The organism is Rosettibacter primus, assembly GCF_036860675.1.
Lineage (GTDB): Bacteria > Bacteroidota > Ignavibacteria > Ignavibacteriales > Melioribacteraceae > Rosettibacter > Rosettibacter primus.
In genome coordinates this window covers 1-13,715 of sequence record NZ_JAYKGK010000013.1, presented here as the reverse complement: position 1 = coordinate 13,715, position 13,715 = coordinate 1, and the positions used below count along the sequence as shown (strand labels likewise).

Sequence of the window (13,715 nt, the reverse complement as noted above, 5' to 3'; positions counted from 1 at the left end):
AAACACTTACTTCATTCTACTTATCATATTTCCCCAAAATATTTAGATAGGTATCAATCTTTTACGTTGTTTTTAGGAGAAAATGATTTATTAAAGAGCAATCTAATCTATCAAAAACATATTTATTGTTTTCCATATATAATAAAAGTGAGAACTGAAAATGAGAAGTATTAAATCGTTAATTGCAGTTGTAATTTTTTTAGTGATATGCTCAAATTTAAAAGCACAAATTGGTACTCGCTTTCCGTCAGAGAAAAAAATTGTAACCGACCCAATTACAGGTGTTGAACTAATTTTTTTAACAAGCAAATCTTTTGGGGATTCAAAAATATATCCGACACATAATCAATGGACATCTGATGGGCAATGGATTATTTTCAGATCTCGGCGTGTAAGAGGTGAAGTGATGGCTGTAAATGAAAAAACCGGTGAAATTATTCAAGTTACAGAAGGTGGATATTTAGGTTCTCCGCTTGTTGCGAGAAAATCGATGAAATTATATTGCATGAGAAATTCACATGATATGAACGGTTCACAAGAAATTATCGAAGTAAAATTGGATGAATTATTTAATGACAGTAAATCAGGTAATTTGAAAGATAAATCACATTATCAAAGAGTTTGTGGAATAATTCCAGCAGAGTATGAAGCCAGTGGCGATTTAGCATTAGATGCTGATGAAGAATGGGTCTGGTTTCGTGTAGGTCGTAATAAAGCAATGAAACATTTGCCAGAAGGAACTAAAATCGAAGGTAACTATGGTCCTCGTAATATGGGTGCAGGAGCGGGTGGAATAGCTGGAATAAATATTAAAACAGGCGAACTTAAGTATGTAGTATCGGTACCTTTTCAGGTGGGACATGTTCAAAGTAATCCTTGGGTTCCAGGTCAAATTTTATTTTGCTGGGAAACAGGTGGTAAATCTCCTCAACGTACGTGGATTGTAAATTCTGATGGTACAGGATTAAGACCGCTTTACCCAGAAGCACCATATGAATGGGTAACTCATGAAGTTGTTATAACTCCCGACGAAGTTGCTTTTGCGTTAATGGGTCATCGAAAAATTCCCGGCACTTCTGAAAATATATTAACAGATATTAAGCAGAGCGGGGAAGATTTAGGGCAGGAAATTGAATGGGGAAATTGCGGCACAAGAGAAAAACCCACAGGACTTGCAGTTGTAAATATTAATACAAGAGAGATGACTATTGCAGGACAAATACCTTACGGCAGCGGATTCTGGCATGTTGCTGGATCATCAGATGGGAGATTTTTAGCAGGAGACGATTTTGCACGTGAAATTTATTTGATTGACCGTTATACACATGAAATGATTTTACTTTCAACTAATCATAAAATTACTGCACAGGACCATCCACATCCATCATTTAGTCCTGATAGTAAAAAAATTCTAATTCAATCAGCAATGATTTCTGAAGATGGAAAGGCAATGAACCTTTGTTTAATTCCAGTTCCAGATGAATGGTTAAAAAGAAATTTTCACAAATCAAAATAAAATAGGAGGAATAGCAGTGAAACGATTATTAATCTTTTTATTAATCTTCTTTATAAGTAAAGTTTCTTTCGCACAAAATGATGTAGATGAATTGATTGTAAGAAGAGTTGCAGATTACATTCTCGAACACGGTGAATTAGGTTTTAAGGATATCAACACTGGGGAAATATTTAAATCGACAAAAAATGTTCCTGAAGGAGCTAAATTAAGATTCTTAAATTCATTTGGTGAATGGCATTATACTAATGGTGTTTTGAATATGGCATTAATCAATTTATCTAAATTCACAGGCGATAAAAAATATGCTGATTATGCTGCAGAGCATGTGGCTTTTGGTATGGATAATTATAAATATTTTCAGGCAAGATATAATAAAGAAAAAGATGGACCACATTACACTTTCCCATTTGGTCAACTCTGGACAATGCGAGAGTTGGATGATTGCGGGGCTATGGGTGCAAGTATGATTGATGTTTATGAGTTTGTTAAACGTGATGATTATAAAAAATATATTGAGAACACTGCAAATCATATAACTAAAGGACAGGAACGAATTGAAGATGGAACATTAGTTCGCAGTTTTCCTTACAGAATGACTTTATGGGCTGATGATTTGTATATGAGTGTTCCATTCCTCGCAAGAATGGGTAAATTTTCAGGAGATAAAAAATACTGGGACGATGCTATAACACAGGTTAAAAATTTTTCTAAGTATCTCTGGGATAATAATAAAGAATTATACTGGCATTGCTATTATACTGACCTCAAAAGAAATGGAGTAGCGCATTGGGGCAGATGTAATGGCTGGGTAATGATGGCAAAAGTTCATCTGTTGAATTTTTTGCCTGAAAATTATCCAGGAAGAGAAGATATTATCAAAGACCTCGAAAGACAAATTCTTGGAATTGCTAAATATCAAAGCAAAGAAGGTCTATGGCATCAATTGCTCGATAAAAATGATTCTTATCTCGAATCCTCATGTACTGCTATGTTTGTTTACTGTATTGCTCGAGCAGTAAATCAAGGCTGGCTCGATAAACGTTATGCTTCAATTGCTCTAAAAGGCTGGGAAGGTTTGAAGGAATATAAAATTCAACTTGACGGGCAGGTTAAAGATATTTGTGTAGGAACTGGCATTGAAGATAATTTGGTTTTCTACTATGAACGTCCCGCAAGATTAAATGAAAAACATGGACTTGGGGCAGTAATAGATGCGGGTATTGAAATAATTAAGTTAAAGAAAACATTAAATCAAAAGTAGCTGCATTGGATCTTATCGCTGATATGAAGATTTAGTATTATAAATAAATTTATTACTAATAAAAATTTTATGGAGCTGCACATGAAAATATTCGCATTTAAAATGAAATTAAAACCAAATTGCAAAGAAGAATACAAACGCAGACACGACCAAATCTGGCCAGAACTAAAAGATTTGCTAACTCAAAGTGGAGTAAGGGATTATTCTATTTTTTTAGATGAAGAAACAAATACTCTATTTGCAGTTCAAAAAATAGTTGGTGAATCTTCATCACAAGATTTGGGTCTTAATCCAATTGTTCAAAAATGGTGGAAATATATGGCAGATATAATGGAAACTAATCCAGATTTCTCTCCTATTTCTGTTCCTTTAGAAATGGTCTTTCATATGGATTAATAAAATAAGGAAATTATTATGGATTCATTAATGAGTATTATACTTATTGCAATTGGAAGTATGTGTGCAGCTAGTTTTTATGTTCCCATAAAAAAAATAAAAGAATGGGCTTGGGAATCCTACTGGATTGTTCAGGGAGTTATTTCTTGGATTATAGCACCATGGATATTTGCATACTTCACTGTTCCAAATTTAGGAGAAGTTTTAGCTAATTCGCCAACTTCTGCAATTTGGGGCGCATTGATTTTTGGTGCACTCTGGGGTGTGGGCGGTCTTACTTTTGGTTTGAGTATGCGATATCTTGGTGTTGGACTTGGACAATCCGTTGCTCTTGGCTTTACTGCTGCACTTGGTACTCTTATTCCTCCTTTTGTCTCCGGCAGAAATTTATTTGCTACTCATGAAGGGAGATTAATTCTTATTGGGGTTTCAATTTGTGTTGTTGGTATTGCAATAGTTGGATATGCAGGCGTATTGAGGTCTCGTAATATGCCTGAAGAAGATAGAAAAAAAGCAATAAAAGATTTTGCACTTAAAAAAGGTTTGTTAATCGCTGTTCTCTCAGGATTAATGAGTGCTTGTTTTAATTATGGAATTAATGGAATTCCAGGAGTTATTGATGCCGGTTATGCAATTCAAAAGGTTGCTGCAGAATATAATACTGACCCTTTGTTTGTTGTTAATCCTGCATACATCTTTGTAATGTTTGGAGGATTTTTAACAAACTTTGTCTATTGCATGTATCTGAATTTTAAGAATAAGACTTTTCGTGACTATTATTCAGTTGATAAAAAAGTTTTAGTCAATAATTTATTATTCTGTTTATTAGGTGGAACACTCTGGTATTTGCAATTCTTTTTCTTTGGAATGGGACAAAGTAAACTTACTGCCGAAATGTTTGTATTTGGCTGGAGTATATTGATGGCTTTGAATATTCTTTTCAGTAATGTCTGGGGAATTCTATTAAAAGAATGGAAGGGCGCAGGCACAAAAACAATTTCTACTTTAATACTTGGTCTTGTTCTTCTTATTCTGTCAACTTTCGTAATTAAATTATAATTCTACTAAACTTTTGGAGGTTCTGATGAAAAACGAAAAATCAATTGAACAATTATATCAAAAAGCTAAAGAACTTTATGCTGAACTTGGCATTGATACAGATGAAGTTTTGAAAAAGCTAAATGATATAAAAATTAGTTTGCATTGTTGGCAAGCTGATGATGTTGGAGGATTTGAAACACCTGATTCTGAATTAAACGGTGGTGGAATTCAGGTGACTGGGAATTATCCGGGAAAAGCAAGAACATTAGAACAACTACGTACAGATTTGGAAAAAGTCATGAGTCTCCTTCCGGGCAAACAACGCCTTAATCTTCATGCTATTTATGGAGATTTTCAAGGTAAAAAAGTTGACCGCGACCAAATTGAAGTAAAACATTTTCAAAGCTGGATTGATTGGGCAAAGAAATTAAATATTGGTATTGATTTTAATCCAACTTGTTTTTCTCACCCTTATGCTGATGACGGCTTTACTCTTTCAAGTAAAAATGAACAACATCGTAAATTCTGGATAGAACATGTAAAAAGAACAAGAGAAATTGCCGCTGAAATTGGTAAACAATTAGGAACTCCATGCATTAATAATATTTGGATTCCAGATGGTTCAAAAGATATTCCTGTTGACCGTTATACTCATCGAGCTTTGTTGAAAGATTCTCTTGATGAAATTTTTAAAATTGATTATCCAAAAAATTATTTGAAAGATTCACTTGAAAGTAAATTATTTGGCATTGGTTCTGAATCAATGGTTGTTGGCTCTCATGAGTTCTACATGGGTTATGCTGTAAAAAATAATAAAATGATTTGTATTGACTGCGGTCATTTTCATCCTACTGAACAGATAGGAGATAAAATTTCATCATTGCTTCTTTTTGTTGATGAATTGTTATTACATATAAGTCGTGGTGTTCGATGGGATAGCGACCATGTAGTAATATTTAATGATGAAATTCAACTAATTGCACAGGAAATTGTAAGAGCAAATGCTTTGAACCGTGTAAATATTGGACTCGACTTTTTTGATGGTTCAATTAATCGTATCGGTGCTTATGTAATTGGAACAAGAGCAACTCAATTGGCATTTTTATATGCAATGTTAGAACCAACAAAGATGTTAAGAGAATTAGAAGAAAATGGAAAATTCTTTGAACGTCTGGCTTATCTCGAAATTATGAAGACAAAACCATTTGGAGCAATTTATGATTACTACTGCATGATAAATAATGTGCCTATCGGCGAAGATTATATTAAAGAAATTCAGAAGTATGAAGCTGAAGTATTAAGTAAAAGAACTTAATGTTAATGGTATTTATCAAAAAGTAATTTTCATTTTAGCAACCTGCCTAGCATGAAAAATATTTTGGGATGCATTTCAATTAATAATGAGTAATAAGTGAGTTATATTCTGAGATATCTTTCATTTTAGATAATTCCAATCAAAAAAATCTTTATTAAATCATCTTTTTTAATCAAATTTATCTTTGATTTTTAATATGCAGGGAAGATAATATGAACAGAAGGGATGCAATTAAAAAAACTGCTGGTGCTATTGCTTTAACTGCATTTGCACCTGCTCTAATTCCCAATATTTTTATTTCGAAATTTGGTCCTAAAAAAGAATTTAATGTTTTGAAATATGGTGCACGAGGAGATGGAAAAACATTAGATACTCATGCAATTCAAGAAGCAATAAATAAAGCATCAACTTATGGTAAACAATCAAAAGTAATTATTCCTGAAGGATACAAATTTCTTATTGGGACGCTCGAACTAAAAAGTGGAATTGAGTTTTTTATAGACCAGGGAGCAGAGTTATTGATAAGCACAGAACAAATACATTATAAAAATTCTGCTGTAATTTATGCAGATGGAAGCGAAGAAATTACAATATCTGGTTATGGTAATATAGAAGGGCAAGCACTAAAATTTATGTCGCATTATGAAGAAGAAAATGAATGGTGGATTCCCAAAAATTGGCGTCCCAAAATGTTTATTTTAAAAAATTGCAAGAACCTCTATCTCAAAAATTTTTCTTTCAGCAATGCTCCAGAATGGGGATTGCACATGCTTGGTTGTGAAGATGTAGTTGTAGATGGAATAAAAATTAGAAATTATCTTAATGTTCCTAATTGTGATGGAATTGACCCTGACCATTGCAGAAATGTTGAAATCAAAAATTGTGATATTGTATGCGGAGATGATGCAATTGTAATTAAAGCTACAAAACAGGAAAAAGATTATGGACCATCATCAAAAATACATGTTCATGATTGTATTCTTGAAACACAGGATTCAGGATTAAAAATAGGTACTGAAACAACTTCCGATATTAATGATATTATTTTTGAGAATTGTAAAATTAAATCAAGCTGCAGAGGATTAAATATTCAACTTCGCGATAATGGAATCGTAAGTAATATTGTCTTTAGGAATATTGAATTTGTTTCAAGATATCATTCAAATCCGTGGTGGGGACGAGGCGAAGCAATTTCTTTTACTGCGATTCCAAGAAATAACGATACTAATATTGGGAAAATATCAAATGTAATTGTGAAAGATGTGAAAGGTAAATCAGAAAATAGTATAAGAATTAATGGAACAAAAGAAAGTATTATTGAAAATGTATTACTTGAAAATGTATCTTTAGAAATTGGAAGATGGACTAATTATAAAGGCGGCCTTTTTGATAATCGTCCAACAAATGTTTATGAACCAATTGAGTATTGTGATAACCCGGCTATAAGCATTAAATATGCTAATGATGTTAAAATTATGAATTCTTCTGTTAAATGGATTGATAACTTGCCAGAATATTTTAGTAATGCAATTAAAGTAGAAAAGTCCAGTAATATTAAGATAAAAGATTTTAACGGCAAAGCTGCACATCCAGATAAATATGAGGATATAATTTTTCTAAAGGAATAATTATGAAAAAATTGTTAATCTTTTTTGCATGGTTGATTTCAATATCATTTACATATCATGATAGAGAAGATAAAATATTCCCAGTATTTCAATTTCCTCTCAACAAAATTCCTGTTATAGATGGCAAAGCTGATGATTGGGAAGTTGTGCCGGATTCCTTTACAATTGGCATTGAACAATTGTGGGAGGATTCGGGTAAACAGCAATCAATAAATAAAAAAAATCTCGATGTAAAAATTAAAGTTGGATGGGTTAAAGGTTTGAATCGATTATATTTTTTATATGAAGCATATGATGATTACTGGAGTTTTAGCAGAGCAGACCACCATAATGATATTTTTGAAGTAGTGGTTGATGGAGATTTATCAGGTGGTCCTCTTGTAGACCATGTCCATTATAAAGTATGGACTCCAGAAGCTGTAGGTCAGGATAGAGTAAAACTTGATTCTCGAATATCTCCTCAAGACGAACACTGGTTAATGCATGGAGTTCATGCTCAAAATTATCATATCTTTACACCTCCAGGAAATAAGGATTGGTGTATGGTTTGGGGAGTTCAACCTTGGATTAAAGAATTTCCATATTCATTAGCAGCTTATAATTATGATTTCAAAAAAAGTGGTGAATCCGGTAAATTAACTCTCGAATTTTATATTACTCTTTTTGACTATGCTCCTGCTGATGGACCTTCAAGAGCAGTTGAATCAAAATTAGAGGAAAATAAATTGATAGGTTTATCGTGGGCAATTATTGATTATGATGATTCTTCATCTCAAAATAATGGTTTCTGGAATCTTTCGCGTCATCATACAATGTATGGAAATGCTTCGTATCTGTGTCTTTTTAAACTGATGCCGCTTCTTCCACAATTTCTTCCTAAATTAAAAGCAAACTGGAATTTTCAAATTATTGACTTCGAAAAAAGAATTGTAGCTTTTAAAGATTTATCAATAGGTAATATTAAAATATGGAAATGGAATTTTGGAGATGGAGATTTTTCGTATGAGCAGAATCCTGTTTATCAATATAAAAAAGGTGGAGATTATAATGTAACACTATATGTTGAAGGTCCTGATGGCAAAGATTCACTTACAAAAGTTTGGGATGTAGCTTTTAAATAATATTAATCTTCTTGTTCTCTTAACATCAAAGGAGAAGCAATGAAAAAAATTAGTTTTGTAATTATTCTGTTATTAACATTTTATGTTAACAGTTTTACACAGGATAATAATTTAAATCTCATAACAAATGTTTTGAATAGAAATAAAATTTCGTTAAATGGACGATGGAATTATATTGTTGACCCCTATGAAAATGGATATTATAATTATCGAAGGGAACCTTATGATGAATCAGAATTTCCTTCGGGTGGATTTTTTCTTAATCAAAAGCAAAAAGATAAATCAGAACGAATTGAATATGACTTCGATTTATCACCGTCTATGACAATTCCTGGCGACTGGAATTCACAGGTTAACGAATTAAAATTTTATGAAGGAACAATCTGGTTCAAAAGAACTTTTGAAGTTAATAAAAAAGAGAACAAAAGATATTTCCTTTATTTTGGTGCTGTTAATTATGAAGCGCATGTTTACCTTAATGGAAAGAAACTCGGAATGCATATAGGCGGATTTACTCCTTTTAATTTTGAAGTCACAAATCTGCTGAATGATGGCGAGAACTTTGTTATTGTAAAAGTTGATAATGTTCGAAGAATTGATGGAGTGCCTACAATAAATACAGACTGGTGGAACTATGGTGGAATTACACGAGATGTTTTTCTGATAGAAACTAATTCAACTTTTATTCAGGATTATAAAATTCAATTAAGTAAAGATAATAATCAATTAATAGAGGGTTTTGTTCAATTAAATGGAGAAGAAAAAAAACAAAGTGGTTTTGTCATAATTTCTAAAACAAATATCAAACATAAAATTTCAACAGATGATAATGGTTATGCAGAATTTAGAATCCCAGTTAAAGATTTAACTCTTTGGTCACCTGAAAATCCATTTCTTTATGATATTCAAATTGTAATGAATACTGATTCTATCTATGACCAGATAGGATTTCGTACAATAGCAGTTAAAGGAAATGATATTTTGCTTAATGGGAAACCAATTTTTTTGAGAGGAATTTGCATTCATGAAGAAAATCCATTAAAACAAGGAAGAGCATACAGCGAAGGGGAAGCTTTCATGCTTTTAAATTGGGCTAAAGAATTGAATTGTAATTATGTTCGATTAGCACATTATCCACATAATGAATATATGATAAGAACTGCAGAAAAATTAGGATTACTTGTTTGGGAAGAAATACCTGTTTACTGGACAATTCAATGGAATAATGAAAAAACATTAAATAATGCTCTCAATCAATTAACTGAAATGATATTGAGAGATAAAAACAGAGCAAATATTATAATCTGGTCAATTGGCAATGAAACACCTGTAACTCAAGAAAGATTAAAATTTATGAAGGCGCTTGCTGATAAAGCAAGGAAATTAGATGATACAAGATTAATTTCTGCTGCTCTGCAAGTTTATAATCTTAAAGACAATCCTGATGTATATGTTATGGATGACCCATTAGGAGAATTTCTTGATGTTGTTTCATTTAACGAATACATAGGTTGGTATGAAGGTAAACCAGAAAAACTCGCAAATATTAAATGGCAATTTAAATATGATAAACCAATTTTAATAAGTGAAACAGGAGCTGGTGCATTACAGGGATTTTATGCTGATAGTTTGACTGTGTGGTCAGAAGAATATCAAGAATATTTTTTCAAAATGCAGATTAATATGATTAAAAGATTAAATCAAGTTAAAGGATTTACACCATGGATACTTGTAGATTTCCGTTCACCAAGAAGGCAGCATCCTGTTTATCAAAACTTTTGGAATAGAAAAGGACTTATTTCAAGTTCTGGCATAAAGAAAAAAGCTTTTTATATATTAAAAAATTTTTATCAAGAAATTTCCAGCAAAAATATACTAAAGTGAAAAACTGAAAAATCAATTTCACAAATAAATTAGCAATTTATCTAGCTTAGCTGAATTATCTTTATAATTCCTGTCTTGACTACCGCATAATAAAATAGTTTGTTGCTTATTATTAGATAAGTGCAAACTAAATCCTTCCTGACGTATCATATCTGTGAAAAACATAAACTTATCTCCAAAGACTTGATCAAGAAAAACAAATCAATATTTTTTTAAAAAATTTATTTTTATCGTAATAAGCTATCACAAAAGATAATTCAAAAAAGTATCTGTCGAAGTTTATTAAGATTGTAAATTTATGTTTTTATAAAATTGATTAATACTACATTGGTTCAGTTAACAATTTTAAATGGAAATTGAAAAATCATAATTTATTAGAGTAATCCCAATACAAAATGAAATTTCTGCATATTAGGTTTCACTCACAAAAAATTTTATATAAACTTTTTTATGATAAAAGAAATTCAATTTCTTAACAACGTAACGAATTTTCATATAATGAAATTCATAGATTATTTTATACTGGAGTTATCAAATAGTATTTATATAACAATCAGAGATTATTATATTTATACATAAGATAACTTATGGAAATTAATTTTTATGATTGCCTTCGATACTCAATATTATTAAAAATATTTAAATAGGAGGGGGTATGAGGAAGAAAATTTTTATAACATTGTCTTTATTATTGTCTATATCCCAAATTATTAATGCACAAAATCAAGTATGGATAATTTACAATCGTGATAATTCTCTCCTACCATCAAATTCAATATTTGCATTTTCGATTGATTCTACAGGCAATAGATGGATAGGAACTTTAGATTCAGGCTTAGTAAGATTTGATGGTAAGAATTGGATGATATACAATATTCAAAGATCTAATTTCCCTTCTAATACAGTTTATTCAATCATAATTGATAATTTGAATAACAAATGGATTACTACTGGAAATGGTTTAGTAAAATTAAATGAAACAACTATAGAACATAACAATTTCAATATACCTGTAGATTTTCTTTGTGGGGCTCTTGATAAATTAAATAATATCTGGATTGGAACTGGACGTCCAATTTTTCAGATCGGAGCAGGTATGATAAAATACGATGGTATTACTCCGATCATATTCAATGAATCTAATTCAAGCTTACCATCAGATTTTGTTTTTTCATTAGCTGTTGATAATGAAAATAGAAAGTGGATAGGCACCAATAGTGGACTTGCTGTATATGATGATTCTAAATGGGAAATGTATATATTTATGCTCTCTTAGAGATTCTACTAATTCTGTTTTTTGCCGAATAACTTCCTTGAAATCAATTTTACTATTACCTGATATTATACCAGAAAAATTCCGATGATTTGCAATGTGAAATTGTTCTGCTGTTCTTATTAATGTTTTAGAAGGAACACAGCCAACATTAACACAGGTACCGCCAATAGGAAGTCCATCATTAATCATCAAAACTTTTTTCTCAAGTTCACTTGCTTTTATAGCTGCAGAAAAAGCAGCCGAGCCGCCGCCGATTATTATTAAATCAAAGTTCGTTGTTCCAAATTTGGTATCATCTATTTCACCAACAACCTTATAGTGTCCGGTTGAATTGATTGCATCAATTATTTCTTTTGGAGAAATTTTTTCGTTATCAAACTGAAACTCACCTTTTTTATCGGGAAAGCTTACAGATTTAGAAATTGCCCTTTAATTGCTGATAATCTCTTTTCAATTGTCTTTGCGCAATGCTCGCAAGTCATTCCGCTGATTTCTAATTTTATTGTTTCAAAAGCCATACTTTCTCCTTATTATTTTTTTGTGACTCTTAGTGGCTTCTCGGTGGTTCTCTGTGTAACAAAAATACTTACACGGAGTAACACAGAGATTGCACAGAGAACCACAGAGTTTTATTGATTGATGTTTTCGACAGATTTTATTTTGTAACCAGCTTTTTCTTCAACGATGCTGTCCAGGGGTTGCCGAGCGAGCCAGTGTCGCTAAGGTCGCTGGCGACGAGATCGGCGCCGAGCCGGTCGATGGACTTGGCGTGGGCCGGGTCGCGGAAGAAGGCGCGAATGGTCTCCCCCTGTTGGAGCAGGCGTGGGACGAAGCGGTTGCCGACACCTCCAATCGCACTGGTGACGAGGATGGTCATGGGAACCTCCGTGGTTCGATGTGCCGTCGGGCACAAATGCGTTCTGCGATTTCATCCACCGCAACGGCGAGTTTCGTGCACTGTATCTCAAAGAGCGTGTGGAGTGTCGTGAACATGGGTCACATGACGTTCAAGTGGTAATTGTGCGCCTTGAGGTAGAGCGTGTAGGTTAGTTGCGAGAAGCACTGAGAGGACTTAAACAACTGAGCCTAGTGATTGCTTGGTCATAATTTTCTTCTTTGTAAGTGACATCGACAGATGCGTGTACCGCCCAACGGCGTTGTTTTTAAGCCGCCGCCCATAACAGCAATGCAACTTTGAATAGACAACGCCAATGATTTTATAAAAACTTTTTTATTACAACCTACTTCAAAGCGTAATTAACTTTTACAATGAAACTTTTTATTTGCACAAATGCCAACCAGTTGAAAGTGATAGGCTTGTAAAACGGGTTATGCGTATTTTCATATTTTAACGGCAGATTTTATTTGCCGCTTTTCTTGCTTTAAGAGCTAAATCTTTATTGTTACAATTGACTTCAAATCGGACTAATGAATTACAAGCATTCTCTCCACCAATATTCTCAAGTGCATCTATGATTGTACTAACTACCTTTGATTCATTTTCAGTAAGATTTTTAGCTATATATCCATTCAATTTCTCAATTAACAAAGAAGATGCCTTGCTTGATTTTAACAACCCCAATTTTGTAATTGTAGAAATAATAGTAGCGCTGTCAGTATTACTTTTAGAAGTGAGAACATTCAAATATTCTCTTTCTCGAATTTCATTGGCTTTTTCATTTGCTGGAGCTTCAGTAAATAATTATGAAATATATTTTTCTGGACTGATGCCAACGAAATAGTAAATTAAAGTATAAGAAAGCATCAATATGTTAAGTATAAATATTACTACAAAAGCTCGTTTGGATTGAGTAGGTAAACTTTGATTAATACCTATACTATCTTTTTTTATTTCAGCAATAAAATCTCTAAAGAAAAGAATAAGAACAAATATTATTACAGCCCAACCAGTAATTGACATCCAAAGCCAATGCTTAGTGGAACCGATGAAAATCATTAAAATAAAAGGAAGTAGGTAAAAAACTACTCTGAGCAGATTAGTAAGCAAGTTCAATATCTTTTTTGCAACTTCCTCGAATGTTTTAATTAGATAGTCTAAGAATTTATAAAAAGCATTGAGAGTTATATCCAACATATTGATAATTCTATCTAGTACTTTCACAATAGAGTCTAATACTTTTTGAATGTTTACTGACATTGTGTAACCTCTTTGTTATCTATAATAAATATGTAATATCTCATACGCATAACGGCGCTGCAACTAAAGCGCTGCCCAGAACTACAATGCAACACTGAAAAGCTTTGCCGATAATTATT

14 protein-coding genes and 1 pseudogene are annotated in these 13,715 nt (G+C 32.3%); 9 read left to right on the top strand and 6 right to left on the bottom strand.

The window, feature by feature from the left end; genetic code table 11:
• Positions 1 to 160 precede the first annotated feature (160 nt).
• From VJY32_RS13090 to VJY32_RS13050, 9 genes are all read left to right on the top strand, one after another.
• Positions 161 to 1,516: a hypothetical protein gene (locus VJY32_RS13090; RefSeq protein WP_353678374.1), complete on the top strand. Its 1,356-nt coding sequence runs from the start codon at positions 161 to 163 to the stop codon at positions 1,514 to 1,516.
• Between the two features lie 16 nt (positions 1,517 to 1,532).
• Positions 1,533 to 2,777: a glycoside hydrolase family 88/105 protein gene (locus tag VJY32_RS13085; RefSeq protein WP_353678373.1), complete on the top strand. Its 1,245-nt coding sequence runs from the start codon at positions 1,533 to 1,535 to the stop codon at positions 2,775 to 2,777.
• Between the two features lie 81 nt (positions 2,778 to 2,858).
• Complete coding sequence (gene rhaM, locus VJY32_RS13080; RefSeq protein ID WP_353678372.1) at positions 2,859 to 3,173, top strand: L-rhamnose mutarotase; 315 nt, start codon at positions 2,859 to 2,861, stop codon at positions 3,171 to 3,173.
• A gap of 18 nt (positions 3,174 to 3,191) precedes the next feature.
• Complete coding sequence (locus VJY32_RS13075; RefSeq protein ID WP_353678371.1) at positions 3,192 to 4,232, top strand: L-rhamnose/proton symporter RhaT; 1,041 nt, start codon at positions 3,192 to 3,194, stop codon at positions 4,230 to 4,232.
• A 25-nt stretch (positions 4,233 to 4,257) separates the two neighbouring features.
• Positions 4,258 to 5,529: an L-rhamnose isomerase gene (locus VJY32_RS13070; RefSeq protein WP_353678370.1), complete on the top strand. Its 1,272-nt coding sequence runs from the start codon at positions 4,258 to 4,260 to the stop codon at positions 5,527 to 5,529.
• Between the two features lie 212 nt (positions 5,530 to 5,741).
• A complete protein-coding gene (locus VJY32_RS13065) occupies positions 5,742 to 7,157 on the top strand; it encodes a glycoside hydrolase family 28 protein (protein WP_353678369.1) in 1,416 nt (471 codons plus the stop codon).
• A gap of 2 nt (positions 7,158 to 7,159) precedes the next feature.
• Positions 7,160 to 8,278, top strand: coding sequence for a PKD domain-containing protein (locus tag VJY32_RS13060; RefSeq protein ID WP_353678368.1), 1,119 nt, complete (start codon positions 7,160 to 7,162; stop codon positions 8,276 to 8,278).
• Between the two features lie 39 nt (positions 8,279 to 8,317).
• Positions 8,318 to 10,162, top strand: a complete 1,845-nt coding sequence (locus tag VJY32_RS13055; protein WP_353678367.1) for a glycoside hydrolase family 2 protein — start codon at positions 8,318 to 8,320, stop codon at positions 10,160 to 10,162.
• Between the two features lie 655 nt (positions 10,163 to 10,817).
• Positions 10,818 to 11,438, top strand: a complete 621-nt coding sequence (locus VJY32_RS13050; RefSeq protein ID WP_353678366.1) for a hypothetical protein — start codon at positions 10,818 to 10,820, stop codon at positions 11,436 to 11,438.
• Here the strand turns inward: VJY32_RS13050 and VJY32_RS13045 are convergent.
• The 6 genes and pseudogenes from VJY32_RS13045 to VJY32_RS13020 all read right to left on the bottom strand — a co-directional run bounded on the left by VJY32_RS13045 (position 11,337) and on the right by VJY32_RS13020 (position 13,596).
• On the bottom strand, positions 11,337 to 11,660 hold the full coding sequence (locus tag VJY32_RS13045) for a hypothetical protein (RefSeq protein ID WP_353678417.1): 324 nt from the start codon (positions 11,658 to 11,660) through the stop codon (positions 11,337 to 11,339). The two genes, VJY32_RS13050 and VJY32_RS13045, sit on opposite strands and share 102 nt — an antisense overlap.
• A 185-nt stretch (positions 11,661 to 11,845) precedes the next feature.
• Positions 11,846 to 11,920, bottom strand: a complete 75-nt coding sequence (locus tag VJY32_RS13040) for a cation transporter (protein ID WP_353678416.1) — start codon at positions 11,918 to 11,920, stop codon at positions 11,846 to 11,848.
• Between the two features lie 173 nt (positions 11,921 to 12,093).
• Positions 12,094 to 12,315: an NmrA family NAD(P)-binding protein gene (locus VJY32_RS13035; protein ID WP_353678365.1), complete on the bottom strand. Its 222-nt coding sequence runs from the start codon at positions 12,313 to 12,315 to the stop codon at positions 12,094 to 12,096.
• A gap of 29 nt (positions 12,316 to 12,344) precedes the next feature.
• A pseudogene (locus VJY32_RS13030) lies at positions 12,345 to 12,485 on the bottom strand (DNA starvation/stationary phase protection protein); the annotation flags it as partial.
• A 301-nt stretch (positions 12,486 to 12,786) separates the two neighbouring features.
• Entirely contained in the window at positions 12,787 to 13,083 is a 297-nt protein-coding gene (locus tag VJY32_RS13025) for a hypothetical protein (RefSeq protein ID WP_353678364.1), read from the bottom strand.
• Positions 13,084 to 13,140: 57 nt separating this feature from the next.
• On the bottom strand, positions 13,141 to 13,596 hold the full coding sequence (locus VJY32_RS13020) for a hypothetical protein (RefSeq protein ID WP_353678363.1): 456 nt from the start codon (positions 13,594 to 13,596) through the stop codon (positions 13,141 to 13,143).
• Positions 13,597 to 13,715 lie beyond the last annotated feature (119 nt).

Coding starts and splice junctions, on each gene's coding strand:
- VJY32_RS13070 (WP_353678370.1), top strand. CDS start 4,258: ATGAAAAACGAAAAATCAATTGAACAATTATATCAAAAAGCTAAAGAA.
- VJY32_RS13060 (WP_353678368.1), top strand. CDS start 7,160: ATGAAAAAATTGTTAATCTTTTTTGCATGGTTGATTTCAATATCATTT.
- VJY32_RS13055 (WP_353678367.1), top strand. CDS start 8,318: ATGAAAAAAATTAGTTTTGTAATTATTCTGTTATTAACATTTTATGTT.
- VJY32_RS13035 (WP_353678365.1), bottom strand. CDS start 12,315: ATGACCATCCTCGTCACCAGTGCGATTGGAGGTGTCGGCAACCGCTTC.
- rhaM (WP_353678372.1), top strand. CDS start 2,859: ATGAAAATATTCGCATTTAAAATGAAATTAAAACCAAATTGCAAAGAA.
- VJY32_RS13050 (WP_353678366.1), top strand. CDS start 10,818: ATGAGGAAGAAAATTTTTATAACATTGTCTTTATTATTGTCTATATCC.
- VJY32_RS13020 (WP_353678363.1), bottom strand. CDS start 13,596: ATGTCAGTAAACATTCAAAAAGTATTAGACTCTATTGTGAAAGTACTA.
- VJY32_RS13075 (WP_353678371.1), top strand. CDS start 3,192: ATGGATTCATTAATGAGTATTATACTTATTGCAATTGGAAGTATGTGT.
- VJY32_RS13065 (WP_353678369.1), top strand. CDS start 5,742: ATGAACAGAAGGGATGCAATTAAAAAAACTGCTGGTGCTATTGCTTTA.
- VJY32_RS13090 (WP_353678374.1), top strand. CDS start 161: ATGAGAAGTATTAAATCGTTAATTGCAGTTGTAATTTTTTTAGTGATA.